This window comes from Paraburkholderia graminis (genome assembly GCF_003330785.1).
Classification (GTDB): domain Bacteria; phylum Pseudomonadota; class Gammaproteobacteria; order Burkholderiales; family Burkholderiaceae; genus Paraburkholderia; species Paraburkholderia graminis.
Genome location: NZ_CP024936.1, coordinates 428,306 through 453,119 on the forward strand (window position 1 = coordinate 428,306; position 24,814 = coordinate 453,119).

General features: G+C 62.2%; 15 protein-coding genes and 1 pseudogene. All 16 read left to right on the forward strand.

All coding sequences use genetic code 11. The annotated features are described in order from the left end of the window. The first annotated feature begins 396 nt into the window (after positions 1-396). Positions 397-2,208 (forward strand): chloride channel protein, encoded by a 1,812-nt coding sequence (locus CUJ91_RS33660; RefSeq protein WP_114158445.1) that lies wholly within the window; start codon positions 397-399, stop codon positions 2,206-2,208. Between the two features lie 26 nt (positions 2,209-2,234). Next, entirely contained in the window at positions 2,235-3,257 is a 1,023-nt protein-coding gene (locus CUJ91_RS33665) for an SAM-dependent methyltransferase (protein ID WP_244231121.1), read from the forward strand. A gap of 1,032 nt (positions 3,258-4,289) precedes the next feature. Next, positions 4,290-5,696, forward strand: coding sequence for a class I SAM-dependent methyltransferase (locus CUJ91_RS33675; protein WP_114158447.1), 1,407 nt, complete (start codon positions 4,290-4,292; stop codon positions 5,694-5,696). Between the two features lies 1 nt (position 5,697). Next, positions 5,698-7,035, forward strand: a complete 1,338-nt coding sequence (locus tag CUJ91_RS33680) for a sensor histidine kinase (RefSeq protein WP_114158448.1) — start codon at positions 5,698-5,700, stop codon at positions 7,033-7,035. A gap of 7 nt (positions 7,036-7,042) precedes the next feature. Beyond that, positions 7,043-7,447, forward strand: coding sequence for a response regulator (locus CUJ91_RS33685; protein WP_114158449.1), 405 nt, complete (start codon positions 7,043-7,045; stop codon positions 7,445-7,447). 183 nt (positions 7,448-7,630) lie between these two features. Then, positions 7,631-8,665 (forward strand): response regulator, encoded by a 1,035-nt coding sequence (locus tag CUJ91_RS33690; RefSeq protein WP_114158450.1) that lies wholly within the window; start codon positions 7,631-7,633, stop codon positions 8,663-8,665. A 151-nt stretch (positions 8,666-8,816) separates the two neighbouring features. Then, positions 8,817-8,948, forward strand: a pseudogene (locus tag CUJ91_RS35060) (muconolactone Delta-isomerase family protein); the annotation flags it as partial. 827 nt (positions 8,949-9,775) lie between these two features. Next, positions 9,776-12,664, forward strand: coding sequence for a bifunctional glycoside hydrolase/polysaccharide deacetylase family protein (locus CUJ91_RS33700; RefSeq protein WP_114158451.1), 2,889 nt, complete (start codon positions 9,776-9,778; stop codon positions 12,662-12,664). After that, the gene (locus CUJ91_RS33705; protein WP_114158452.1) at positions 12,654-16,628 is read left to right on the forward strand and encodes a tetratricopeptide repeat protein; all 3,975 of its coding nucleotides are present in this window, start codon (positions 12,654-12,656) and stop codon (positions 16,626-16,628) included. The genes CUJ91_RS33700 and CUJ91_RS33705 overlap by 11 nt, the downstream gene beginning before the upstream one ends. Before the next feature lie 73 nt (positions 16,629-16,701). Continuing rightward, on the forward strand, positions 16,702-17,253 hold the full coding sequence (locus CUJ91_RS33710) for a penicillin-binding protein activator LpoB (protein ID WP_114158453.1): 552 nt from the start codon (positions 16,702-16,704) through the stop codon (positions 17,251-17,253). Between the two features lie 64 nt (positions 17,254-17,317). Further along, on the forward strand, positions 17,318-18,733 hold the full coding sequence (locus tag CUJ91_RS33715) for a PelD GGDEF domain-containing protein (protein ID WP_114158454.1): 1,416 nt from the start codon (positions 17,318-17,320) through the stop codon (positions 18,731-18,733). 4 nt (positions 18,734-18,737) lie between these two features. Next, positions 18,738-19,784 (forward strand): hypothetical protein, encoded by a 1,047-nt coding sequence (locus CUJ91_RS33720; protein WP_114158455.1) that lies wholly within the window; start codon positions 18,738-18,740, stop codon positions 19,782-19,784. Continuing rightward, positions 19,781-21,412 carry a GT4 family glycosyltransferase PelF gene (pelF, locus tag CUJ91_RS33725; RefSeq protein ID WP_114158456.1) on the forward strand — a complete coding sequence of 544 codons (1,632 nt, stop codon included), beginning with the start codon at positions 19,781-19,783 and terminating at the stop codon, positions 21,410-21,412. Before CUJ91_RS33720 ends, pelF begins: the two co-directional genes overlap by 4 nt. Continuing rightward, on the forward strand, positions 21,412-22,785 hold the full coding sequence (gene pelG / locus CUJ91_RS33730; protein ID WP_114158457.1) for an exopolysaccharide Pel transporter PelG: 1,374 nt from the start codon (positions 21,412-21,414) through the stop codon (positions 22,783-22,785). Before pelF ends, pelG begins: the two co-directional genes overlap by 1 nt. A gap of 40 nt (positions 22,786-22,825) precedes the next feature. Further along, positions 22,826-23,725 carry an endo alpha-1,4 polygalactosaminidase gene (locus tag CUJ91_RS33735; protein WP_341868943.1) on the forward strand — a complete coding sequence of 300 codons (900 nt, stop codon included), beginning with the start codon at positions 22,826-22,828 and terminating at the stop codon, positions 23,723-23,725. Between the two features lie 47 nt (positions 23,726-23,772). After that, entirely contained in the window at positions 23,773-24,795 is a 1,023-nt protein-coding gene (gene galE / locus CUJ91_RS33740; protein WP_114158458.1) for a UDP-glucose 4-epimerase GalE, read from the forward strand. The last annotated feature ends 19 nt before the right edge of the window (positions 24,796-24,814 follow it).

Below are 24,814 nucleotides of genomic sequence, written 5' to 3' on the forward strand. Positions count from 1 at the left end.
GCCCTCGTCACACTGCCGTAGGACGCAATAAAGATGTGCGATCTGATGTTCAGACATCAAATCCGCACGGCGAGCGGCCATTCAATTCGCCTGGGAACATGGCGTCCCTGGGATACGGGTCGTTACATTGCGGCTCGGTATGTGACTAGAAATCTGAGCTTTGGCGACTGCCTAAGCGCAATTGTCGATCCGTGCGAACAGGCGGCGACGTCCACAATCAACCAGAACACTGCACTCACAATCGCATGCTCACGCCCAGGACTTGCGTCCGCCCTGGCAGGTCAAGCCGACGACGAGACCAAGGACGGAATCGCAATTGCTATGCGATCTATATCACGTTGTGATATATATAGAGCCCACGCGCTATCGATCATTGGGTGTCAAGCAAGGGGAGTCATGGGCGAGCACAAGGGCGATTTCGCAACAGATGTCCGGCTTCTGCGTATCAGTGCCATTGCGGCGGTCGGCGGCGCGTTGAGCACTGTCGCCGCCTATTTTCTGCTGCACCTGATCCGCTTTTTCGCGAACCTGTTTTTCTATCAGACGTTATCCACGGCGAACCGTTCGCCGTCGGAGAACGCGCTTGGGCTAATCGTCATTGCGATTCCCGTAATTGGCGGCCTGCTTGTGGGATTGATTGCGCGGTACGGTTCCGAGCAGATCCGGGGCCACGGCATACCCGAAGCTATCGAAGCAATTCTGTTCGGCAAGAGCAAGATGTCGCCGAAAGTGGCGATCCTGAAGCCGCTCGCCTCGGCGATCGCAATCGGCAGCGGCGGCCCCTTTGGTGCCGAAGGGCCGATTATCATGACGGGCGGAGCGATCGGTTCGCTCATTGCTCAATACTTCCATCTGTCTAGCGCCGAAAGAAAGGCGCTTCTTGTGGCGGGCGCGGTGGCCGGCATGACCGCGGTGTTTGGCACACCAGTCGCGGCTGTGCTGCTCGCCATCGAGCTGCTGCTGTTCGAACTGCGGCCTCGCAGCCTGCTGCCAGTCGCCATCGCGTGTGCTGTGGCGGGTTTCACCCGGCCGCTGTTTTTCGGCAGCGGACCTCTGTTCGCGCTGCATACCTTGCCGCTCGGTCCGATGGGTATCGTGTCGTCAGCCGTCGCAGGCGTGATTACCGGTGCGTTGTCCTGGGGATTGTCCACGGGACTCTACAAGGTAGAGGATATGTTCGGCAAGTTGCCGATCCACTGGATGTGGTGGCCGGCATTGGGTGCAATCGCAGTTGGTATCGGCGGCTATTTTCAGCCACGCACGCTCGGTGTCGGATACGACGTCATCGCAGATCTGCTGCAAAACCACCTTGCTGTCAAGGTCGTGATTGCAATCGTTCTGGTCAAGGCCATCATCTGGGTAATTGCGTTGGCCTCTGGCACATCCGGTGGCGTACTGGCTCCGTTGCTAATGATGGGCGCAGGCGTGGGCGCCGTCGCCGCCCCGTACATGCCCGGGGGCGAGCCGGCGGTCTGGCCGCTCATCTTCATGGCCGCCGCGCTCGGCGGCATGATGCGCGCGCCCGTGATGGCATCCGTTTTTGCATTCGAACTGACGGGCGATGCTAATGCGTTACTGCCGCTGCTGGCGGCCGCCGCAGTCGCCTATGGTTTCACGGTCCTTTTCATGCGTCGCTCGATTCTGACCGAAAAGATTGCTCGTCGCGGCTACCACATCTATCGCGAGTACAGCATCGATCCACTCGAAAGACATTATGTCGAGGAGGTCATGACCCGCGCCATCGTGACAATCGACGCGAAAACGACGGTCGCCGAGGTGCTCCGAGACTATTTCGGGGCCGGGCAGAAGTATCGTGCCTATCCGGTTGTCGACTCCGGAATCCTGGTGGGCATGGCAGACCGGACGCTACTCGACCAGATTCCTCCGGAGAAAGCCGGTGCTCCGCTTGGAACATTCCTCGGGAAAACGCCGCCCCACATCGCTCTACCAGGTGAGACCTGCAGAAGCGTGGCCGCTCGCCTTGCCATAACCGGACTCGACCGTGTTCCCGTGACTGAAGATGAGAAAACGTATCGCCTGCTCGGCATCGTATCGCGGCACGACCTGCTCAAGCCATCGATGTCGGTGTTCGCCGAAGAGCATGAACATGAACAATTCCGCCAGGTGTGGATCCGGCGGAGCACACGCCTAGCGCCGACCAACAAGCGGAACGATGTGCCGGACAAGCACGCCGACCTGGAGCGCTGACAAACAATAGGGCAACGGAGAGACAGATGTCTCAGGACGGAAAAATAGGCCGGTGGCTCAGCGAGGTTCGTACGCGGATGAGCAAGTCCGAGTGCACCGGGACAAAGGAAAGACAGCCATACGATGCCGAAAGGTTCCCACACCGAAAACTGTCCGAAGTCCTGAAGTCCGTTGCGGCGAGAGCGCTGCTGGAGCGGGACAGGCGCCGGCGCAACATGCCGCAGGAATACTACCCAATGTTGCTGGATCCGCGCATGGTGTATTCGTGCGCCTATTTCGAGAACGGCGATGAGGACCTCGCAACCGCGCAACTGAAAAAACTCGACCACGTCCTCACGAAAATCGGGCTCAAACCGGGGCAAAGGCTGCTCGATGTCGATTGCGGGTGGGGCGCGTTGGTGATTCGGGCCGCCGAGAAGTTCGGCGCACGTTGCGTCGGCATTACGCAGTCGAAGAATCAGTTCGATTGGGCCAACGAGTGCATCAAGGCAGCAGGCGTGGCCGACCGCGTCGAGATCCGTTTGCAGGCTTATCCCGATGTCGAGGGCTGGTTCGACCGGATCACGAGCCTGGGCATGTTCGAGTTCGACAGTCGCGGCGATCTTTGGGAGTACTTCTCCGTCTTGCAGGAGCATCTCGCTACGGATGGCGTGCTGGTCAGTCATGGAATCATGGCGGCGGGACCAGCGAGCAGCGAGTTCGGCCTGGACGGTGGCGGGTTTTCGGGCGGATATGTGTTTCCGGGCGACGAACTGCCCGACCTTGGCTATGCGTTGACTGCGATGCGGGGAGGGGGACTCGAGGTGTCAGACATTCAGAACCTGCGCCGGCACTGCGTGAGGACACTGCGTTTGTGGGAGCAGAACTTCAGGATGAAGTCGATGGCGCTGCGACAACAAGTCGATGACCGCAGCTTTCAGACCTGGTGCGACTACCTGAGCAGCTGGGCCGTTGCATTCGAGCATGATCATGTAGCCATCTACGAGATAGTCGGCCGTAAGGTAGGCACGCGCGCCAATGCGCTACCGTGGCCCGGCCCGGCGGATTGATCGACGTCTGGCGTCCCAGCGTTCAGCCGCCCCCCTTGAACTGCGTTTTACAACCTGTGACTTGTACATCCCCGAATAACCGTTGCCGTAGCCGACCAGGCGCGCAAGCACGCAGCGCGTCGTCAGAAACGGTTCGCGGCGATGCTCTCGATCTGTCGTTTGCCGAATACTTCCCCCGCTTACGAGGAACGGTTGGCCGATGAATTATTCACCTGTACATGCTGAAGCGGACGTCCGAGCCGCTCACTCGCGAGTGTCTGACCGCTTGACCGCATTGGCCCAACACGAGCTTAACAATTAAGGCGCAGTCCGGCCGTATCCGCGAAATTGCTCACCTTTCAGTGCTGTGTGTCGCCTGCAACGCAACTAACTGTCTGGCGCGGACTGCTGGCCCACAAATTCGAACACCGTCTATAAACAAGTGGGCTGCCGATCCCATCAGGAGTAGGCGGACTCGCCTGCAATCCATCGTCGGGCGAAGTCCGGTGGTTGGTTTAAAGATTCTTAGGAGAGCGAGGAGGCGGGGCGGTACAAGTCTTTCCTCGCGACCAGTGCGGACGCTCTCCGCCGCATAGTCTGGCTGGCCACAATGTGTTCCCGCAACGTCGGCACCTGTGTCTTCTGGGCCAACCCATTCGGGAGTTCCGTTGCCAGAACCCGTCGATCAAGATGTTCCAGTTGCCGACGAATCGCGAGCCGCCAAGCGAACAGTTCCTCGCGAACCACCTTGCGCGGCTTGCGTGCCGCCGCAGTCATACAAACGCACGGCTCATCACCGAATTGATGGGTGGCACCATCTGCGCTGGTTTCGATGCTCGATGCTCCGGTCGCCTGGCACGGTTGTGCCGCTGAAGTGGGTGAGACCGCAGCGTCTTTTATCAGTAGAATGCTGCAATCGCGGAGGTCCCGCATTGCGGCGCCTCATTGCCCTTATCGCGGACACGACCGACGCTAGAGCGCCCGACTTACTTGCCAGGGTGCAGCAGCAGATTCCAAACCGAATTGTTGCGGTCCTCACCTATCGGCAATACTGTGTACTCAAAAACGCAAATCGATCCGGTAGTGAGCTTCCGCAACTCGCAGGGCGAGCTAGTGCGGGGCACCATCATCAATCTCCAGCGAAATTCGCTCGTGATGGAAATCTATAACCCGTACTCGATAGTCCAGGTCAGCGAGGTGCTGACCGACCTGTCGGTGAAGATGGGCGTGGAACCCGCCTATTCGGGCAAGGCGGTCGTCATCAGCATGGTCAATACCGGCCTGACCGCCATTGTGTCGGTGACGCTGATCGCGGAGTGGCGTGAACTGAGTAGCGGCACGCTGGAACCGGCCGCGGTAGGGGAAGAAGCCCGACGATTCGCACAGGACTGGGCCGGGCGTTTTCAGATCCGCCGGGACTATCAGATCGCGGTTAACCAGATCCGGGCGTTTCTTTCGGACATGTCGCGGTGGGTCGAGCAGGCGGACCTGGCCGACACCATGCCAAAAGAAGGCAATACCCTGCGCGAGGACTTCTTCCTCGAACTGGCCACGCCTCTCATGCAGCGGACCAAGCTCTACTTCGACGAATTTGAAGGCGAGGCGCGGTTGGTCGATGAAGAGCAGGCGCCGGCACACCGTGCGTTTGCGCAGGCCGCGCTGCATCCGCTGCTGTTGCGCTCGCCCTTTGTGTTCCGCACGTTTACAAAGCCTCTGGGCTATGCGGGCGACTACCAGATGGTCAACCAGATGCTCGACGATCCGCGCCAGGGTCCGAGCACGTACTTCCAGATCGTCAACGCGGCGTTCCTGCAGACGGCCGTCGCGCGCGCGCACCGGAATCGCGTCGATCTCCTGGTGGACTACCTGACCCGGCTCGCCAATGAAGCGCGAGCTGCCGGCCGGCCGTTTCGCGTGCTAAACGTGGGCTGCGGTCCGGCTCAAGAGATTCAGCGCTTCATGCATGAATTCGACGAACCTGAGTGGCTGAGCTTCGAACTGCTCGACTTCAGCCAGGAGACGCTGGACTGGACGCGCGAGCGCCTTGCGTCCATCGCGCAGAAACTGTCCCGGCCAATGTCGATCAGCTACACGCACGACTCGGTTCACCATCTGCTGAAGCGCCGGATAGATGTGCACGCATCGGACATCCGCGAGTTCGACGCAGTCTATTGCGCCGGGCTGTTCGATTACCTGTCCGACAAGGTCTGCGCGCGGCTGAACCAGCATTTCGCTAACCGAATCCGACCGGGCGGCCGCCTGCTGGTCACGAATGTCCACGCCGACAACCCGGAGCGTTTGAGCATGGAGCACGTGCTGGAGTGGTACCTGATCTATCGTAACGAGGCCCAGATGGCCGCTGTTATGCCGGAAAATTGTGGCGAGCCGCGCCTGTACACGGACTCCACCGGGGTTAATGTGTTTGCCGAAACGGTCATCGGCCAGCAACAAGTCGCCTGAGATGACAACATCCATCGCGGGGTTGCGTTCGAACTATCGTGAAGAATTGCGCGACTACCGGCTGCTATGCAGCAAGGCCGGCGGCCTGACCGTAATCGTGCTGGTGCTGATGGGCGTTGCGCTGGACTACGTCGTGTATCCGGGAGAGCAAAAACGCTTCGCCATCATCCGGCTGCTGACGAGCGTAGCCATCGGATTGGCGCTACTCTCGTTCTACACGAAAACCGGCAAACGCCATGTGCAGACCATCACCTTCATCTGGCTGCTGTTGCCGCAGGCGATGATCTCCTGGATGATCTATGTCACGCAGGGCGAGCAGTCGCTGTTCTATGCCGGACTGACGTTGACGATCTTCGCGGTCGGAATCCTGTTCCCTGCGGGCTACTGGCAGACGCTGGCGTTCGGGCTTGCCACGGTCGGGCTTTACTACATTGCCTGCGTCGTCCATCCTGACGGCATACACGACCAGAGCAAGTTTCTGTTCCAGTCGATTCTAGTCTTCTTCTGTGCGGTGGCCAGTTCCATTTACACGTACTTTAACGAGAAGGGCCGTTTCCAGCTTTTCCGTCTAAAGGACGAGTTGGCGCAGAAGAACGACCAGCTAGCTCGCACGAATGAAAGCCTGTCGCAGATCAAGGGACAGTTGCTCCAGCAGGAGAAGATGGCGGCGATCGGTACGTTGTCCGCGGGGCTGCTCCACGAGGTCAACAACCCGGTGAACTTCTGCCTGATGGCCATAGAACTTGCTATCGAGGAACCGCAGGCCAAACAGACCCCCTCGCTGATGGAATGCCTGACCGATGTGAAGCAGGGCATGCATCGCATACAGCATATCGTGTCGGACCTGAAAACCTTTGCCTACCGCAAACCCGGCGCAGCGGCAGACGACGTGCCTTATCTGTTCGAGAAAGCGCTGGATTCGTCGGTCCGCCTGAGTGCACACGAGCTGCGCGGCCTGAGCGTCAAGTCCGAGCTGCCCGGCGACACGCTCGTGCTGGGCGATGAAGCCGCGATCATCGGCGTGCTTATCAACCTGTTTTCAAATGCCGCGCTGGCGATGCACAAGGCGGGCACCGTTTCGCCGCAGGTCACCGTCACGGCCCAATGGCAGAACGACCGGCTTCACGTGAAAGTACGCGATAACGGCCCGGGGATCGCACCGGACAATCTGGCGCGAGTGTTCGAGCCATTCTTTACGACCCGGGAAGTCGGCCAGGGGCTCGGCCTCGGCCTGTCCATTAGCTATGCGGTGGTAGAACGGCATGGCGGCACACTGTTCGCAGAAAGCCAGTTGGGCGAGTGGACCGCGTTCAACTTCGACCTGCCGCGCGCCAAGTGATGTCGAGATGAAAGATACACAGCAAGCGCGGCCGAGTGTCGTCTATGTCGATGATGAGGAGTTGGCCCGCAAGTACTTTGCGCGCGCGGCCGGCAGCGACTATGACGTGCTGCTGGCGAGCGGAGCCGACGACGCGATGTCGATCCTGCGGCGTGAAGGTGCACGGGTGGCGGTCCTCGTGACCGACTTCCGCATGCCTGACCGGCGCGGCGACGACCTGATGCGCCAGGTGTCCGAGGAGTATCCGCATATTGTGCGGATACTAGTGACGGCCTACGCGGAAAACCACGCACTGCTGGAAGCGATCACTTCTGAGGACGTGTTCCGGATCCTGGAGAAGCCGCTAGGCGTGGCCATTGTCCGCGAGGTGCTGGCATCGGCCATAACGGCTGCGGCATTGCGCCGGACCTGATGCTGCCTTGTGTTAAAGCGGGTTATCGGGAAGGGGGGCGGTGGCGGCCTCAGCAGGCTTTGGGCGACCGCGTCGTGCAGTCGTTCCGGTGACTGCAGGATCGCGTGGGTCTCGTCCGGTGCCGGCAGGACAGTGAGGCTGACGTCCGAAAATTTTCAGGGATCGAATGCAAAGGAGTTACCGATGACCGACTTGATTGCCACCCAGACACCGCCCCCGGCGATTCTGTTCGTTGATGACGAAGCGACCGCGCTCAAATACTTCGAGCGCGCGATTGGCGCGATTGCGCCAGTGGTGACGGGCGCCTCGGTGGAAGACGGCAAGGCGATGCTCGACGCCCACGCCGCCAGCCTGGCCGTGCTCGTGTCCGATCAGCGGATGCCGGGCGATAGCGGCAACGAACTTCTGCGCTATGCGCGCGAGCGCTATCCGCACATAGTCCGGATTCTGACCACGGCGTATTCGGAATTGGATCAGACCGTCGAGGCCGTCAACCAGGGGCACATACACCGCTATATCAAGAAGCCTTGGGACATTAGCGCACTTCGCATGGAAATGAAGCAGGCACTGGAGTTGTCCGGATTGCGCAAGGAACGCGACCAACTCGTGCGCGAAAAGCTGGGCGTAATGCAGACGCAGACCGTGGCGACACGCATCGGCACGGTGCACGCGCTGTGCGCGAGCCTGATCGGCCCGGGCCGTTTCCAGCCGGTGGAGACTTATCTCGAGGGTACGCAACTCGCTGGTACGCGCAATGCGGAGCCGGACTGGCAGCGTATGGACTACGCCGACGTGGTGCAGGCGGAGAGCGAATGTAGCGGCAGTTTCGGGCATGCGGTCGGCGCGCGCCTGACGGAGCTGCGTACGCAGACGGCGGGGCGCGGATCTGCTAATGCGGTGCGTATCCTTGCTGATGTTCTTGACGAAGTAGTACAAGATCGTGGCGACGCGCTGATCTGGACTTCGCCGGCCACGTTGAGCGAGTTCCTGACCCGGCCGGTGGGTGAGGGTGTATCGGCTACGCATGCCTCCTGGCTTGCCTGCCTTTTGTGGCTGGACGAAGCCGGCGGCGCTCTCCAGTTCGTGCGTGACGGTGACACCATCGTCTGCCGGTCCAGTACACGTGCTGCAGGTTTTGCAGCTGATCGCCTGGCGGTCTGGATCGAGCGGTTCTCGGAGTCCATCTTCGACCGAGCGAACGAGGCGAGCCTCGGCTGAGAGCGGCGTCGTGGGCGCCCCACTGCTCATATGCAGCCTGGGCGCAGAAACAAGCGTGGCGCTCGCGGATGATGTTGCCTATCTCGAGCTTCGTCTTACCGGGCGCCGCGGAAACATTGTCCTAGCTGAGCTGCATTGAGTCGTCGGTGAATTTGCGAACTGCAGCATTTTCGACGTTGAATTGAACGGCGAACTGGACATCACGGTATTCGAACTGCCTCGCTTTCCGTACACGGTGATGGAGCTGATAGCGGTCGCGCGTCATCCGTCATCTATCCAATGAGCGCTTCAATGACTGCTTGCACGTTCAAGAGATTTCCGTGCAAGTGGCCTTTTTACGCATTAATCCGCGGATTCCCGCCCACGGCTCTGCAACGGCGAGTTGGCATTCGTAGCCTGATTGAAAAGTTCGGATAAGTGAAAATAAAATCACCAAATAGCCATTTTTCTCGCTTTTCCGTAGACGGTAAATCGGTGGTTCGAAAAATCCGAAAATCCGCTGTGCCCATGAGTGCGCTCCGCGCCTATCGCACGATGCAATACGCGATGGTGTGAGGCGCTTCCGAACAAGTCAATGAACGCGCTACCGCATAGCGTGACCACCCCCGGCAGAATCGCTGAACGATCGCGGGTGCGGTTAATTTGCGCTTTGCGTATTTTTCTGCGGGAGACCTCCATGCTTTTCATCCAGTCAGCTTACGTTGCGTGTTTTCAACAGATTCGTGCCGAAACCGCGTGAACTGTTAATTACTTTCAAACGCGATAACGCATTACATAAAGCCTTCAGGGCAGATGAAACGTTTGCGCGAACGTGTTTACATGCCATTCGTCCTTGGTTATCGGCATTTCAGTCAATCTTTGACAATCTGAAGCGAAGTTTGGGGCCGAAAAATACACGTGCGCTCGCAAAAAAGTGCGACTAGAATGCGCAGCCTGGGTGACGCTGACGATTAAGTAGATTCAACGAAACGGCGAGCGGAGTCACGCAGCATCAAAAGCGGCCTTGAAATCGTTAAAAGGGCGCTGTATCGCATCGGGCGGTGGGTAAAACACAAAAAGGACTGCCTTCGACGCGGGTCAACAGAAGACCAACAAAGCGAAAAACAAAACATGACATCGGGGTTCAAAACGATAATCGAGGCACGATCGCCGCTTTGCGACGTCCCGCAAAGTCTGTCGAACGGCCAGCGGAAAGCGCGCGGACGAGCTCATCCGCGCCTCGCGATGCGCGCTTCGACGTGTGCTCTCCTGGCGGCTCTAGCCACGATCTGCGTCACGGGAAACGCTCAGCAGGCTATGCAAGACCCGGCCGCGACAGCACGGATCCAAGCCAAAACGAGCCCTGCACCGTCGGTTAATGTCGCTTTTTTCGACGGCGCCAATGTGCCGGTCGATCTTCTGCAAGCCTTCGACGCGGTCGTCGTCGACCCCGCGCACGGTTTCAATCCAGCCGCACACTCACTGCGCCACACGGCATGGCTCGCGCGCACCCACCCCGATCCCGCGACCAGTTCGCCCAATGTATTCCTCACGAGCCAAATTGAGCCGCTGTGGCAGCGCGGTTATCGCGGCTTTCTGCTGGACACACCAGATGCCATTGCCTCCGTCGACGCAATCCACGCCGCGCATCCAGACGCGCTTCTAATCGCTGGCGGCGCCGACGCGCTGAAGCTCGCCGCGCCGCATGCCAAAGCGCTGTATGCGGTCGTCGGTGCTTCGCTCATTCGCGGCGTGAGCGCCAACCGCGACGAAGACACCGTTGTCTCGGCGAACGATAGCGCCGCGCGCACTGTCGCCGCTCAGGCGTTCATGCAGCAGACGGGCGTGCCTGTGCTGTCGGTCGAATACTGCGCCGCGGACGACCGTGCATGTGCGCGCAAGACGGCCGCGCAGGTGGTGGCGACGGGCGTGACGCCATACGTGACCAACATCAGCCGCAACACGGTGGGTATCGGCGCAATTGAGGTTCTGCCGCGCAAGGTGCTAATCGTGCAGGACACGGGCGATGACCTGTTGCTCGACGAAACGCCCGGCGTGCGCGATCTGGCGACGCCGCTGAACTATCTCGGCTACGACGTCGAGTACGCGAACGTAAAGGACCCGCTGCCCGATGGCATCACGCCGGACCGTTACGCCGGCGTCGTTGCGTGGCTGCAGGGCACCGGCACGCAGGATAGCGCGGCGTGGCGCAACTGGGTGGATGCTCGCATCGCCTCCCACGTGCCCGTTGCGTTTCTCGGCCAGTTCGGTTTCGATGCGGCCGCCGACGAAGGACCCGCGCTCGACCTGCAAGCGGTGTCAGGTCCATTCACCGACACGGTGGATGTGGTCTCGCGCGATCCGATGATCGGCTTCGAAGTCGATCCGAAGCTGGGTCCGCGGGATCTGACCGGCGTGCGCGTCGGTGCCGCGAGCCGGCCACTGCTGCGGGTAAAAAGCGGGGATGCTACCGTCGATCCGGTCGCGATCACCCCATGGGGCGGCTTCGCGATGAGCCCATACACGGTCGTGTCGCTCAACGGCATCGACCAGGAACGCTGGGCGATTCAGCCCATTTCGTTTCTCACCGCCGCATTGCGTCTCACGCAGATGCCGTCGCCGAGTGTGACGACGGAAAACGGACGGCGACTTTTCATGTCGCACGTGGACGGCGACGGTTTTGCGTCGCGCGCTGAATTCCCCGGCGCCGACTACTCGGGCGACGCGCTTTATCAGCAGATTTTCACGCGCTACAAAGTGCCCATGACGCTCTCCGTCATCGAGGGGGAAGTCGGCCCCACGGGCCTCTACCCCAAGATTTCGCCGCGTCTGGAGGAGATCGCGCGCAAGATGTTCGCGCTGCCTTACGTCGCGATCGGCACGCATACCTATTCGCATCCGTTCGACTGGGGCAGTGTGGATGCCACGACCGGCCAGCGGGTAGACCGCGGCGGCGGCGATACAGCATTTTCCCTGAACATTCCGAACTACACGTTCGACATCGATCGCGAGGTGACCGGCTCGATCGATTACATCAACACGCGCCTCGCCCCACCCGGCAAGAAGACGACCATCCTGCAATGGCCGGGCAACTGCAAGCCGCCCGCAATCGTGATTCGCCAGGTGTACGCGGCGGGCGTCGCCAACGTGAACGGCGGCGATACCGTCATTACGAAGAGCGCGAGCAGCTGGACCAACATCGCGCCCATCGGCGTGGATAAGGGGCCGGGCGCCTACCAGGTCTACGCGCCGAATCAGGACGAAAACGTCTATACGAACGACTGGCTTGGCCCGTTCTACGGCTTCACGCGCGTGCTCGAAACCTTCGACATGACGGACAAGCCGTTGCGCTTCAAGCCGATCGATCTGTACTACCACATGTATAGCGGCACGAAAATCGCTTCGCTGCGCGCGCTGGACCAGATATTCACGGCGGTGCTCAAACAGCCCGTGCTGCCGGTGCAGATGACCGACTACACGGAAAAGGTGCTCGACTGGCGTTCATTCGCCGTCGCGCGCGCCGTGCATGGCGACACCGATGCGCGTGCCGGTGCGGGCAACCGCGCGGGCGACGACTGGATCGTGCGCGGCAACGGCGAAGTGCGCGAGCTGCATTGGCCCTCGACGAGCACGCCGGATCTGCGCGCCTCCACCGGCGTCACGGGGTACTCGGCGGGACCGGACGGCATCTACATTCACATCGCGGACGGCGCCGCACTTGTGTCGTTCAACCCATCGGCTGGCCGCGAAGCGGTTCCGAAGTCCGGTGCATGGCCCTACATCGCCGAAGCTAATGGTTTCGTGCGCAACTTCAAGCGCGAGCCGAACGGCATGTCGTTCGAATTCGGCGGCTATTACCAGCCGTTCGTCCGCCTGGCCGGTGCGCAGAGTTGCAGCGTCAGCGTGGCCGGACGCCGGGTCGCCATGCGCCGCGAAGAGGATACGGTGCGCTTCGATACGCCGGCGGCCGCAAGTCTGCAGGTGAACTATCAGCCCGTCGAGATTTCCTGTGAGCGCTAAACGTCTTCGTATCGCACCGGCCTGGCTCGTCTATCTGCTGGCGGGCGTCGTTCTACTCGCGCTGTACGGCGTGTCGCCGCGCGGCGGCTTGCGTCAGCGCGTCGCCTCGGTAGGCGCGCCCAACGAACTGAGCGTCGCCTACCTGGAAGCATGGTCGCGAGTGCGGCCCGACAACGAGGAATTCCTCGCGCTGCTCGGCGCGCAATATTCGTATCTTGGCCGCCCCGCCGATACCGAGCGGATCGCCGCGCGCATGGACGGGCTTGGCACCGACGACATGCGGCGCAGCGCTACGATGCTGCGTCTTTCGACGGCGGAACAGCGCACCTTTGCGACTACCGAGGACGACCCGCACCGCGCGGTCGAACTGGCCGGCTTCCGCGCCAAGCTGAAAGCGGCGGGGCACCTGCAATGGGCGCCGAAGGACGTCGAATGGCTTGCGCAGCGCTCGGCTGCCGCCGGCCTGCCCGACCTTGCGATGCAACTCTATGCACGCCTCTCGGCGAACGATCCCGAGGGACGCACGAAATGGGACACGCAAATCACGCGCTATGCGCTTCAGGTCGGCGATTATCGCGCGGCTGCGGACGCATGGTTCCGTCAGCAGGCGGCAGCGCATACGGTCGATGAGCAACGCCATTGTTTCGTGGCCGGCATACGCGCGTTGCAAGCGGGCAATCTGCTCGACGATGCGCTCGCCGCGGCGGACGCGCACGCAGGCAAGCTCGTCGACGATCCGGGTACGCTCGTCGTATTGCTGAGCGTTGCGCGCGCAGCGAACCGGCCGGCGGCGGTAGACCGTTACGCGAAAATGTTGGCGCGCTATGCGTCGATAGCACCGCACGACGAGTCGCCGCAAGCGCTGCCTGCTCACACCGCAAGCTACGCGTACATGGACGGCCCCGTCGCGGTGAATAGCGGTTTCCTGCGCGCGAGCCGGCGCGCGGCAGGCGGCGGCGTCGAAGGGCAGGGCGCGGTGCGGGTCGTCCGGGTCTCGGCCGCATCGGCTGCATCGGCTGCAACTGCGACGAAAGCCGCAAGCACACCGGCAGCGGCACCGCCGTCAGCCGCAGCGCTTTCATCCGCAAGGTCGGCTGGTGGCGGGGGCATAGCGGACACCGTGTTCCAGGCATTCGTCGAATCAGGCGACTTGCCGAACGCACAGAAGATTGCCGCGCAAGAGGTGCAGCGCGACCCGCGCTCAGCGCTGTGGGTCAAGCGGCTCGCCCAGGTGGCCGAATGGAACCGGGACCCGGCGCTCGCGCTCAAGTCCTGGGTCGAATATGCGCAGGTGTCGAACGACCCCGTCGGCTGGCAGAACGTGCTGCGAATCGCACCCATGCTCAACGACGACGAAGCGTATCTGGTCGCGCTGGTTCATCAGGCCCACGCCACACCCGGCGACATGAAGCTGGTGGACAGCGTGATTGCCACCTACGAGCGGCTTGGCCGCCCTGACGACGGTCTGTCGTTCCTCCGCTCGCTGCCGCGCGGCACAAACGGCGACGCGATCGATCAGCGCATCGGCACGCTTGCCGAACGCGCCGGCCACGACGACCAGGCGCTCGCCATCTACCGGGCAGTCCAGGCGCGCCATCCGGACGACGCGACGGCTGCTCTGCGCACCGCGAGCGTTCTGTATCGGCAAGGCGACTATCGCGCCTCGCTGGCCGCGTTGAAGTCGGCACGCGCGGGCGCAAAAGCCGGTGACGAAATCTTCTGGCGCAACTATGCGGAACTGGCGCGGTTGCTGCAACGCGATGACGACGCCAACGAAGCGTATCGCCATCTGCTCGCGAACGGCACCGCGACGTCGGAAGATCTGGGCGAAATGACGGACTTCTACGATCCCTATCCGATCGACGCGGGCCGCGTTGCTGAATTGCGTTTTCGGCGCGAGCACACGGCGCGCGCCTTGCGCGACGCGATCTACTACTACCTGGACGCACAGGCGCTGGACCGTATCGCCACACTGCTGGACGGCCTCACGCCGCAGGAGCGTGTGACAGCGGAGTCGTCGCCCGCGCTGCTCGGCGTGCGCGCCGAATACTACCGGCTCGTGGGGCAGCCGCAAAACGCACTCGCCGATCTGAAGCGGGCGGTCGATCTTCCGGGCGCGGGCTCCGACGTGAGCGCGGCATATCTATGGACGCTGGTCGACTACGGCAGCGACGCGGATCTGCGGGCGGCGCTCAAGCGCTGGCGCGGCAGCGCCGCTCAGAGTTCCGCGTTGTGGGGACCGTTCGCCGCAGCCGAAATGCGCCTGAATCGTCCCGTCGCGGCGCTTGAGTATCTGCGCCGTCAAACCGGCGTGATGTCACGCGATCCACTGTGGCTGCTTACCTATGCCGACGCGCAGGAACAGTCGGGCCATGCGGGACTGGCGTGGACGATCCGCAAGAAAGTGTGGCTGCAACTTCAGGACGAACAGGCCAAGCTCGCGACGCCGCGCAATGCCCAACGCGCGTCGATGCGCGGGCGCACGTTGCAGGACGCAGAAACAGTGGCCGATCTGCGTGGCCGGCGCGTCACGTTGTCCACCGAGTTCGCAACGGGCGACACGTCGGCTGCGCTGCTCGACGGGCTGATGTCGAATCATGCGACGCCCGCCGACACGGCACAAACGCGGCGCACGCTGATCGGCGCGGTGAAGGGCCTGCCTGGCGGCGCGCCGATGCAGGGCGCGGATTTGCCGCAAAACGCACGCGTGCGGGGCGCGGTCGCAAAAGACGTGGCGATTGCGTGGGCACTGTCGCACGAAAGCAATCCGCTCGCGAAGCGCTGGCTCGCGCAGCAATACGCCGAGCGCTTGTCGCGGCCCGCCGACGCGCGTCTGACAATCGCCCTCGCCGAAAACGACGTGCCCGAGATGACGCGCCTGCTCGACGAGGAGCGTTCGCGCCTGCCCGTCTACGACCGTATCGATGCAACGATTGCCGTGGACAAGCCGGATCGCGCCCAAGAGCTGGCATTCGACGCGCTTGGCGGCGCGCCGGAAGATACCGAACTGCATACCCGCGTGACCGAGACGGCGCTCGACTGGCCGCAATCGATAGACGCGAGCGTCACCAACTACGTCGAACATCCGCTCGACTATGTGGAGACGACGCTTGCCGGCAGCCGCAAGATCGCCGAGCGATATCTCGTCGGCGCGACGGCGGTCCAGCATTTCCAGCATTCGACCGACATCACGCAACTGGTCAACGTGCCCTCGGTTGACCGCTGGCTCAACATCTATGGCGAGCGGCGCACGCGTGATACGTCGTTCACGGTTACGGGTGGCCGGCGCATTGCATCCAGCTCGTTTTACACGCTCGATCTGGCAGGCGAACTGGGCCGCAATTCGCCCCTCACGCTCGGTCTGCGCGCCGGCCGCAATCAGGTCGCGGACGAAACGCAATCGCTGCTGGTGGGCGGGATGAAGGACAACGTGATCGGCGACTTCACCTATCGCATGACGCAGCACATAACGTTCTCGGGCAGCGTGGAAGCGGATCGCTTCTATAGCCAGGCCCGCACGTATCTGGGCAGCGGAGTGCTGTCGACGGGTGAGGTCAGTTACCGGATCCGCACGCAATATCCGGACTACACGCTGCGCGCGCTGATTACGCACGGCGGCTACGGCGCGAGCGGCCAGGCCGACCCGCTGATCTCGCGGCTGTTGCCCGTGGCATTGCAACCGGCGACTCCGCGCGACTTCATGCCGGACACCTACACGCAATACGGCTTCTTTTTCGGCGCGGGCAACGATCTGCTCGAACAGTACACGCACCGCTGGCGTCCTTTCTTCGACGTCGGTCTGCTGCACGATTCGATTCAGGGCTGGGGGCCGCAATTCAGCGCGGGCATTGCAGGCACGGTGTTGGGCAACGACCATCTCGCCGTGTTTCTGCAACACCAGCGCGTGTCGAAAATCGGCACGCCGGTCACGGTACTGGGCGCGCGCTACAGCTGGTACTACTGATGACTGATCCGTTCTACCGACACTGCGGGCCAGCGCGCCCGCGACAAAAACAACCTTACTGAGGAGTGGTTCGATGAACAGCATGAATAGAGGGTTCGGCCTCGTCAAATGGTCCGCGCTGGTCGCGGTGTCGGCGCTGATGCTGGGCGCCTGCGGTTCGATCCGTCAAAGCGGATCGCCGGCGCTTGCCGCTAAGGACCCGGTGGCGATCGTGTCGATGGCGAACTTCACCGAGACGCCCGCGGCCGGCAGCAGCGCCGCGGCGATCGCGGCGAATACGCTGCGGGCCAACGGTCTGACCGACGTGCGGATCGCGCCGGTCGATCCTTCCGCGAACGCGATGTTCGATACCGCGCAGCGCGATCTGGGCGAGAAAAAGCTCGCATGGGCCCGCGAGCAGCACGTGAAATACGTGCTGACCGGCGCAGTGGAAGAGTGGCGCTACAAGGTCGGCGTGGACGGCGAGCCGGTGGCGGGCGTCACGTTCGAGTTGATCGACGTCGCGTCGGGCCAGGTCGTGTGGAGCGCCACGGGGTCGAAAAGCGGCTGGACGCGTTCGAGCCTGTCGAGCGTTGCATCGTCGCTGATCGGCAGCCTGTTGTCGCCGCTGCGCGTACGCGGTTGATGGTCGCGCCGCCTGGCGCACGCATGCTGTCATCTGTATCCCGACACATCATGAGGAGTCGGCTGTGAATACCGTCACCGCGCAATCCGCCACCAGTGCGGCGAAGCCGCGTCACTCGAATCCGTTCGGAAATCTGGGCGTGCTGCGGCGCTTCGTTGCGCCCGCGGTGACGCGGCCGTTTTCCGTTGTCGAGACGATCGCCTTCGTCGCGGTCATCGGCGTGCTGTGCTGGACATTCGACCGCAACGATCCGTTTCTGCTGCACGCGGGTTTTCCGTGGCTGTGGTTCGCGCCGCTGATCGTCGCGCTGCGCTATGGCACGCTGCTCGGCCTGCTGGCTTGTGCGATGCTGATCGGCGCATGGCAGGTACTGATGCACGGCAGCGCCGAAGCCTGGCCGACGCTGTTTTTCACCGGCGGCCTGTTGCAAACGATCGTCGCGGGGCATTTCGGCGATACGTGGGGCAACCGCGCGCAACGCGCGAACACGTTGAACGACTATCTGAATGACCGGCTCGTCGCCATCACCAATAGTCATTACCTGATGCGCCTGTCGCACGAGCGGCTCGAGAAGGATCTGCTGTCGAGACCCACGACGCTGCGCGATTCGATTACGGAACTGCGCCGTCTGTCGGTCGTGCACGGCCTGGATCAGGCGCCGGCCGCGCCGGATCAAAGCAACCAGGCAGGCATGCCAGGCGCGCATGCGCTGCTCGAATTCGTCGCGCAGGCATGTCAGATCGAAGTGGCCGGGCTCTATCCGGTGCACGGCGGCAAGATTGCAGGGCAAGCGCTTGCTCGCGTCGGCGACGCGTTCGATCTGGATCCGCAGGACGAACTCGTGGCACGGGCGCTCGACACACGCGCGCTCGCCCATCTGAAGAGCGACGGGCAGCCCGTCACCAGCTCGGCTTTGCTGGTGTGCGCGCCGGTGATTTCTGCGGATGGCCGGCTACTCGCCGTGCTGGCGATCAGGCGGATGCCGTTCCTGTCGCTGAATTTCGACAATCTGCAACTGCTGCTCGTATTGCTCGGCTATTACGCGGACGGCGTCGAGCATTCTGAGCAGGTGCAAAAAATCCTGCGTTCGGTGCCGGACTGTCCATACGAATTCGCGCTCGACGTCAGCCGCCTCACGCGCCTCGAACGCGCGGCAGGCGTTACATCGTCGCTGGTCGCGCTGGTATTCCCGCACGACGATGAAGGCGATTCGTTCTTCGAACACGTGATGCGCCGCCGCCGCGCGCTAGATCTGATGTGGCCGGTCAAGTCAGTGGGACAGTCGGTGCTGATCAACCTGATGCCCGTGACGGATGCCACAGGCGTGGACGGTTATCTCGCGCGGATCGAAAGCAGCCTGCGCGCGCAGTTCAATCTCGATCTGGAAGGCGCGCGCATCGGCGTGCATACGCTGCATCTTGGCGGCGACCCCGGCCCGGCGCTCAAGCGCCTTCTCGTGCGCAGCGGCATCGAGGTCTGACGCCATGTCCGTAAAGACCACCCGCCGCCCTTTGTCCACGCATCGTGCTCTCGCAGCAGCGGCCGCCGCTGTCGGCCTCCTGCTCGTGGGGATCGCGCAGTACGGGCTGATCTGGCGCATCGCGGGGACACAGACAGGTTTCGATCCGCTGTTGCCGGTCGTCGCCATTAATCTGGTCGGCGCGGCCTTGCAGGCGTTGTTGTGCCGCGCGCTTCTGCCGTTGCACTATCGTGAGCCGCGCGGCTGGAGTTTGCTGCTGTTGTGGCTGGCATGCACGTTCGTGCCGCTCTTCGGCGCGCTCGTCGTGCTCGCGAGCTGTCTGTGGGCCGCGTGGTCGCCGCGTGCGAATGGCGGCGACGAAATGGACGACGTCCCGGCGCCCGAGTTCGTCACTTATCTGATGTCACGTGTATCGCATGGCGGCGGCGCACGTTTGCAGGCGCGCATCGTGAATACGAAGGTTAATGCGTCGGATCGACTGTCCGCACTCGTCGCGATTCAAACGATGCCCACGCGCACGACCGGCACGCTGCTGCGCGAACTGCTCGCCGATCCGGTGGAAGATGTGCGCCTCATTGCTTATGGCGCGCTGGATCAGGCGGAAAACGAAGTGACCCAGCGCATCCTGCAAAGCGAGCAAAGTCTCGAAACGGCGGACTCGGATGGGCAGCGGCAGGCGATCAATCGTCAGCTTGCCGAGCTGTATTCCGAGTTGATCTATCAGAACCTGGTGCAGGGCGCGGTCTACCGGCACACGCTGGAACAGGCCGACCGCCATGCACGCGCGGCGCTGGAAATCGACGACGGCGACGCTGCGCTGTGGATGATCCGGGGCCGCCTGTCGCTCGCAAACGGCGCAGCCGACGAAGCCGCCGCGCACATGGCGCGCGCCCAGGCGCTCGGTTTCCCGCGCGAGCGGCTCGTGCCATGGCTTGCCGAAGTCGAATTCCTGCGCGGCGATTTTGCGCGCGTGTCCGAACTGTTGGCGTCGCTCGGCAATGCCGCGACGCTGCCCATGCTCAAACCTGTCGCGCGTTACTGGTCAACATGAAACCTTCACTGCTGCGCCGCGCTGCCGACGCCGATGTCTGCCTGATGTTAGAAGGCACGTTCCCCTATGTGCGCGGTGGCGTATCCAGCTGGGTCAATCAGATGATCCGCTCGTTTCCCGAACTGCGATTCGCGATTGTGTTCGTCGGGAGCCGAAAAGAGGACTACGAGAGCGCCGCCTATGCGTTGCCCGATAACGTCGTGCATTTCGAAGCGCATTATCTGTACGAGGTGTCGCCCGCCGATGCTCAGTCGGCGCATGCCATTGCGGGCGACGAGCAGGCCTTCGCGCGTTCCGCCGCATTGCACGACGCCTGGCGAAATGGCGGCGCGGTCGACCCCGGCGACCTGATGGCAGACATGGTGCAACTGATCGGTGACGACGCACCGCTCAATGAGGAGCAGTTCCTCTCGAGCCGGGCCGCGTGGGAATTCATAGTCGACCAGTACAACCGGTATTGCACGGACCCGTCGTTTACTGATTACTTCTGGACCGTGCGGATCATGCACAAGCCGCTGTGGCAACTGGCGCGCGTGGCGCAGCAGTTGCCGCCGGCGAGGGTCTATCACACAGTGTCCACCGGCTATGCGGGCTTTCTCGGCGCGCTCGCCCACTACCGGACGGGGCGGCCGCTGCTCGTGTCCGAACACGGCATCTATACCAAGGAACGCAAGATCGATCTGCTGCAAAGCCAGTGGATTCGCGACAACCGCGGTGCGTTCGAGCGCGACATTTCCCGGATCAGCTATTTCCGCGAGCTGTGGGTGCGCTTCTTTGAAGCGCTGGGCAAGCTCGCGTACGACGCCGCCGACGACATCGTCGCGCTGTACGAGACCAATCGCCAGCGGCAGATCGCCGACGGCGCCCAGGCATCGCGCACGCGCAACATTCCGAACGGCGTCGACGTCGATGCGTTCGCGCCGCTCATCGAAAAGCGCGCCGTGCGTGCGCGCAACGTGGTCGCGCTGATTGGCCGCGTGGTGCCGATCAAGGACATCAAGACTTTCATCCGGGCGCTGTTCATCGCGTCGCGAAGCATGCCGGACATCGAGGGCTGGATTGTCGGTCCGGAGGAGGAAGACCCGTCGTACGCACTGGAATGTCATGCACTCGTGCAAAGCCTCGGGCTTGCGAAAAACGTGAAGTTCCTCGGCTTCCGGCGCGTCGATGAGATCTTGCCGCAAGTGGATCTGATAGCGCTGAGTTCGATCAGCGAGGCATTGCCGCTCGTCGTACTCGAAGGCTTCGCAGCGGGCGTACCCGCGATCACGACCGACGTCGGCTCATGCCGCCAGCTGATCGAAGGCTGCGCCGACGAAGACGCCGCGCTGGGCTCCGCGGGCAGTGTGGTGCCGATCGCCAATCCGGCCGCGTTCGCGCAGGCCGTGCTCGAACTGCTGGGCGACGAGCCGCGCTGGCTAGCCGCGCAGCAAGCCGGCATTGCACGCGTGCGCCGCTTCTATACGAAGAAACAGATGATTGAACAGTACCGCGTGCTGTACCAGCGCCTGACGGCGGCGCCCGCCCGGACTGGCGATGCCGACGGCCAGGCCGCGGCCCGCGGCGGCTGTCCGGTGCACCATGGCGCCGTTGCCGGTACGCCGGCTCAATCGCAAGGAGTGAACTGATGGCGGGCATCGGTTTCGAGCTTCGCAAGATACTGAAACACCAGACGCTGACCGGCGTTGCGCGCGCGTATGCGTATGCCGGGCTCATCAGCTCGGGGCCGCTTATCCTGTCGATATTCGGTATCCTGATCATTGGTCTTTTGAGCCTGGCGTTTGTGATACCCAGGTATGCGATCGTGCAGTTCCAGGTCTCGGTGACGTATCTGATCGCATGCAGCCTGATCCTGACCGGGCCTTTGCAACTATCGTTCACGCGCTTTATTTCAGACCGTCTGTTCGAAAAGCGCGACGACCTCGTGCTTTCCAACTATAACGGCGTCGTCCTGGTATCCACGTCGGTTGCCGGCCTGCTCGGCGTGATCGCGGTCACGTTCGGGTTTCGCGGCGAGCCGCTGATCTACCGGCTTCTGATGGTGGCGGGCCTCGTCGTTGTCAGCAATATCTGGATCGCGGTGATTTTCCTGTCGAGCGTGAAGCAGTACCGGCAAATCCTGTATGTATTTGCGCTCGGCTACGGTTGCACGGTGGCGTTCGCACTCATGCTCAACCGTCATGGATTGTCTGGTCTGCTCGGCGGTTTCGTCGCGGGGCATGTCGTGCTGCTCGCCGGTCTGTCCGGGCTTATCTACCGCAACTACCGCAGCGCGCGCGTTATTTCGTTCGAGGTGCTGGAAAAACGCTTTGCGTATCCGAGCCTCGCGCTGGTGGGATTGCTGTTCAACCTGGGTGTGTGGATCGACAAGTTCATGTTCTGGTATGCGCCAGAGACGGGCGCGCAGGTGATCGGACCGCTGCATGCGTCGGTGATCTACGACATTCCCGTGTTCATTGCATACGTATGCGTGATGCCCGGCATGGCGACCTTTCTCGTACGTATCGAGGCGGACTTCGTCGAATACTATGACCGTTTCTACGATGCGGTGCGCAGCGGCGCCACCCTGCGCCACATCAACGACATGCGCGACATGATGGTCAGCAGCGTCCGGGCAGGGCTGTACGAGATCGTGAAGATCCAGGCGGTCGTGCTGCTGATGATTCTCGCCTTCGGGCATCTCGTGCTCGAAGCGCTGGGCATCTCGACCTTGTATATGCCGCTTCTGATCGTGGACGTAATCTCGGCCAGCCTGCAAGTGCTGCTGCTAGGTTTGCTGAACGTGTTTTTCTATCTGGACGGGCGACGCTCCGTGCTCAAGCTCACGGCTGGCTTCGTCGTGCTCAACGGTCTGTTCACCGCCATCACACTTAAACTCGGCCCGGATTTTTATGGCTACGGATTCGCGCTGGCGCTGCTGGTCGTGGTGGTGATCTCCGTTATCACGCTCGACCGAAAATTCAATTCGCTCGAATACGAAACCTACATGCTGCGAGGATGAGTCGCGGGTGAGCACCAGCAAGATGAAAGAGCACTCGGGTTTGATCGGGCAGGTTCAGGACTGGCGTGTTGCGCTTCGCGCGCTGCTGCGTCTCATCGGCAGATTTGCGCGCATGGTGACGCTGGGCGCGATGGCCTCGGTCTGCCATGCGCACGGAGCGGCCGAAGGGCCCCGAGGCCCTTCGGTTGCGCTCTACTATGGGGTGAATCCACCGGTCAAAGATCTGGCCTCGTTCGACGTGGTGGTGCTGGATGCCGATGCGCAGTTCAATCCGCGGGCGCACGCGAAGCAGCATGCCGCCTGGTTCGCCTATGTCAGCGTTGGCGAGGTCAATGCCGAGCGCGCCTATTACAGCCAGATGCCGCCCGCCTGGATGCGCGGCGTCAACGAGGCATGGGCTTCGCAGGTGATCGATCAGACGGTGACCGAATGGCCCGCGTTTTTCGTGGATGAAGTCATCACGCCGCTGTGGAAAAAGGGCTACCGGGGCTTTTTCCTCGACACACTCGATTCCTATCAACTCATTGCCAGAACGCCCGAGGCGCGTGCGGCCCAGGAAGCGGGGCTCGTCCGGGTCATACGCGCGATCAAGGCCCGTTATCCGAAAGCCAGGCTGATCTTCAACCGGGGTTTCGAAGTGCTGCCGCAGGTTCATGAGCTCGCCTACATGGTCGCCTTCGAATCCTTGTATCGCGGTTGGGACGCGGGCAAGCAGCGTTATGTCGAAGTGCCGCAAAGCGACCGTGACTGGCTGCTCAAGCAGGCGGCGTTGATCCGCGACAGGTACAGACTGCCGGTGCTCGCAATCGACTATTGCGATCCCGCCGACGAAGCCTGTCGAACCGGCACCGCTTCACGCATCGGCCAGGCCGGGATCGTGCCGTACGTCACCGATGGCGCGCTTGCGGGCGTGGGCCTCGGGTCGGCACGCCAACATTGAGCGAGTCCCACGACTTACACTGGACAAACAGGAAAAAGGATTGACGAATGACGATAAGAGGCACAATCCTGGTCACCGGCGGTGCCGGTTTTATTGGCTCGCACACCTGCGTCGAGTTGTTGAATTGCGGCTACGACGTCGTCGTGGTCGACAATCTGGTCAACAGTAACCGCGCGTCGCTAACGCGCGTCGATCAGATCACCGGCAGGCGCGTGATGTTCTACGAAGCCGATTCGCGCGATGAGCGCGCGTTGCGACGCGTTTTCGACTCGCATCCCATTACAGGAGCGATTCACTTTGCCGCGTTGAAGGCGGTGGGGGAATCGGTCACAAGGCCGATCGAGTACTACGACAACAACATCGGCAGTCTGCTCGCGCTGCTCTCGGTCATGCGCGAGCGCAGTGTAAAACAGTTGGTGTTTAGTTCGTCCGCGACGGTCTACGGCGTGCCGAAGACGTCGCCGATCGACGAATCGTTTCCCCTGTCGGCAACCAACCCCTATGGCCAGACCAAGCTGATCGCCGAGCAGGTGCTGCGCGACCTGGAAGCATCCGATCCGTCGTGGCGCATTGCCACGTTGCGTTACTTTAATCCGGTCGGTGCGCACGAAAGCGGTTTGATCGGCGAAGACCCGGGCGGTATTCCCAACAATCTGATGCCGTACGTAGCCCAGGTGGCGATCGGAAAGCTGGACAAACTGCGCGTATTCGGCGGCGACTATGACACGCCGGACGGCACCGGTGTGCGTGACTACATTCACGTGGTCGATCTCGCGCGCGGACATCTCGCTGCGCTTGACGCGCTCGCGCGGCGTGATACGGGCTTCGTCGTGAATCTCGGTACTGGACGAGGTTACGGCGTGCTTGATGTTGTGCGTGCATTCGAAAAGGCATCGGGCAAGCGGGTCCCTTATGAAATCGTGGGGCGCCGTCCTGGCGACGTCGCGTGCTGCTTTGCGAATCCTGCCGCGGCTGACAGGCTTCTCGGCTGGCGCGCCCAATACGACATTGAACGCATGTGCGCAGATCACTGGCGCTGGCAGTCGGGCAATCCGACTGGTTACGCGTGACAGACAGTCCGAACCTGAA